This window comes from Stenotrophomonas maltophilia group sp. Smal32 (genome assembly GCF_030237085.1).
In the GTDB taxonomy this organism is placed as follows: domain Bacteria; phylum Pseudomonadota; class Gammaproteobacteria; order Xanthomonadales; family Xanthomonadaceae; genus Stenotrophomonas; species Stenotrophomonas maltophilia_Q.
In genome coordinates, this window is sequence record NZ_JASJSI010000197.1 from 1 (window position 1) to 2,851 (window position 2,851).

Genomic DNA, 2,851 nt, shown 5'->3' on the forward strand with positions numbered 1-2,851 from the left:
TTGTAGAGCCGAGCAAGGGCTCGGCTCTACAACACCGGCCCATTCAGCGCGCGACACGCCGTCGCCGCCCATCCGCGCTAACATGCAGGTTTTCCCCCGCAGGAACGCCCCGCATGAACTCGCGCAGCCCCCTTACCGTCGCCCTGATCCAGGAGCGCAACCACGGTGATGCCGCCGCCAACCTGGCGGTGATCGAAGCACGCGTGGCCGAGGCGGCTGCGCAGGGTGCCAAGCTGGTGCTGCTGCAGGAACTGCACAACGGCCCGTATTTCTGCCAGCACGAATCGGTGGACGAATTCGACCTGGCCGAGCCGATTCCGGGCCCGAGCACCGAGCGCCTGGGCGCACTGGCGAAGAAGCATGGCGTGGTGCTGGTCGGCTCGCTGTTCGAGCGCCGCGCTGCCGGCCTGTACCACAACACCGCCGTGGTGTTCGAGAAGGACGGTACCCTGCTCGGCAAGTACCGCAAGATGCATATCCCGGATGATCCGGGCTTCTACGAGAAGTTCTACTTCACCCCGGGCGACATCGGCTTCAAGCCGATCGATACCTCGGTGGGCCGCCTTGGCGTGCTGGTGTGCTGGGACCAGTGGTACCCGGAAGCGGCGCGCCTGATGGCGCTGGCCGGCGCCGAACTTCTGCTGTACCCGACCGCGATCGGCTGGGACCCGGACGATGTGCAGGACGAGAAAACCCGCCAGCGCGACGCCTGGGTGCTGAGCCACCGTGGCCACGCCGTGGCCAACGGCCTGCCGGTGCTGAGCTGCAACCGCGTCGGCCACGAGGCGTCGCCGCTGGGCGCGTCGGGCATCCAGTTCTGGGGCAACAGCCACGTGCTCGGCCCGCAGGGCGAGTTCCTGGCCGAAGCCGGCACCGATGCCACGGTTCTGCTGTGCGATGTCGACCTGCAGCGCAGCGAGCACGTGCGCCGCATCTGGCCGTTCCTGCGCGACCGTCGCATCGACGCGTACGGTGACCTGCTCAAGCGCTACATCGACTGAGCCGGAGCCGCGCATGGCCGTCCTCATCCGTGATGCCGGCCCGGCCGACATCGACGCGATCACCGCGATCTATGCGGTGGAAGTGACCGACTTCGTCAACACCTACGAGTACGACATCCCGGACGCGACCGAGATGCTGCGCCGCATGTGCGACATCATCGATCGTGGTTTCCCCTACCTGGTCGCCGAGATCGACGGCCAGGTGGCCGGCTATGCCTACGCCAACACCTACCGCACCCGCGTCGCCTACCAGTGGACCGTGGAAAACTCGGTCTACGTCGATGCCCGCTTCCAGGGCAAGGGCGTCGGCACCGGCCTGCTGCAGGCCCTGATCGACGCCTGCGTGGCGCGTGGCTACCGGCAGATGGTGGCGGTGATCGGCGAACCGACCAATACCGCTTCCATCAAGCTGCACGAACGCTTCGGCTTCGAACTGGTGGGCGTGTTCCGTGGCCTCGGCCGCAAGCACGGCCGCTGGCTGGATACCGTGCAGATGCAGCGCGCGCTGGGCGATGGCGCCGACACCGCACCTTCCAATGAATGAACCCATGACCGAAACCCTTCCCGAGACCGGCGACGATCTGTTCGCCGGCCAGCCGGTGCGCGTCGTCGAACGCGACGGCGTGCGCTACACCCTGCTGGGCACTGCCCACGTTTCGCGCGCCAGCGTTGAAGCCGTGGAGAAAGCCATCGACAGTGGCCGCTTCGATGCGGTGGCGGTCGAGCTGGACCCGCAGCGCCTGCAGGCGCTGAGCGACCCGGACACGCTGGCCAAGCTCGACCTGGTCGAGGTAATCCGCAAGGGTCGCGTCGCCCTGTTCGCCGCCAACCTGGCCCTGTCCGCCTACCAGCGCCGCCTGGCCGAACAGCTCGACATCGAACCGGGCGCCGAACTGAAGCGCGCAGTGGAACTGGCCCGCGAACGCGACCTGCCGGTGCACCTGATCGACCGCGAGGTCGGCCTGACCTTCCGCCGCGCCTCGCAGCGGCTGGGCTTCTTCGGCAAGCTGAAGCTGGTCGCCGGCCTCGGCGCCGGCCTGTTCTCGTCCGAGGAAGTGGGCGAGAACGAGATCGAGAAGCTCAAGCAGGGCGACATGCTGGAATCGAGCTTCGGCGAGTTCGCCAGCGAGAGCCCGGCGCTGTACGAGACCATCATCGGCGAACGCGACCGCTACATGGCCACGCGCCTGCGCGAGGAACACAACCCGCAACAGCGTGAAGTACTGGCGGTTGTCGGTGCGGGCCATCTTGCAGGCCTGGCGCGCTACCTGGAAACCGACACCGAAGCACCGGCACCGCTGCGTGCCGAGCTGGAAGCAGTACCGAAGAAGCGCAACATCCCGTGGTTCACGCTGGGCATCCTGGCGATCGTGGCGACCGGCATCGGCGTTGGCTTCTACCGCGGCGGCCTCGGCGTGGGTACCGAACTGCTGGCGACCTGGGCGATGTATACCGGCGGTCTGGCGGGCCTGGGCTGCCTGCTGGCCGGCGGCCATCCGCTGAGCATCCTCACCGCGATCGCGGTGGCCCCGTTCAAGCCGTTCCGCCTGAGCATTCCCACCGGCGCGTTCTCGGCGCTGGTGGAAGCGCGACTGCGCAAGCCGGCGTACGAGGACTTCCTCAAGCTGCGCGACGATGCGCAGAGCCTGAAGGGCTGGTACCGCAACCGCGTCACCCGCGTGGTGCTGACTTTCATGCTGACCAACATCGGCAGCATGCTCGGTCTGTGGCTCACCACGTTCAAGGTATGGGGCAAGGTCGCGGGGTAGGCCTCAACCGGCCACAGAATCTGTAGCGCCCGAGCCCATGCCCGGGCGACGCCGCGACGCGGCGAACAGCAGCCGAGCATC

3 protein-coding genes are annotated in these 2,851 nt (G+C 67.5%); all 3 read left to right on the top strand.

Going from position 1 to position 2,851, the window contains the following annotated elements:
• Positions 1-113: 113 nt before the first annotated feature.
• The 3 genes from QRO91_RS22180 to QRO91_RS22190 are packed head-to-tail and all read left to right on the top strand — an operon-like array spanning position 114 to position 2,770.
• Positions 114-1,001: a carbon-nitrogen hydrolase gene (locus tag QRO91_RS22180; RefSeq protein WP_005409280.1), complete on the top strand. Its 888-nt coding sequence runs from the start codon at positions 114-116 to the stop codon at positions 999-1,001.
• A gap of 13 nt (positions 1,002-1,014) precedes the next feature.
• Positions 1,015-1,545 (top strand): GNAT family N-acetyltransferase, encoded by a 531-nt coding sequence (locus QRO91_RS22185; protein WP_197651065.1) that lies wholly within the window; start codon positions 1,015-1,017, stop codon positions 1,543-1,545.
• Between the two features lie 4 nt (positions 1,546-1,549).
• Positions 1,550-2,770 (top strand): TraB/GumN family protein, encoded by a 1,221-nt coding sequence (locus QRO91_RS22190; RefSeq protein ID WP_005409278.1) that lies wholly within the window; start codon positions 1,550-1,552, stop codon positions 2,768-2,770.
• Positions 2,771-2,851: the final 81 nt, after the last annotated feature.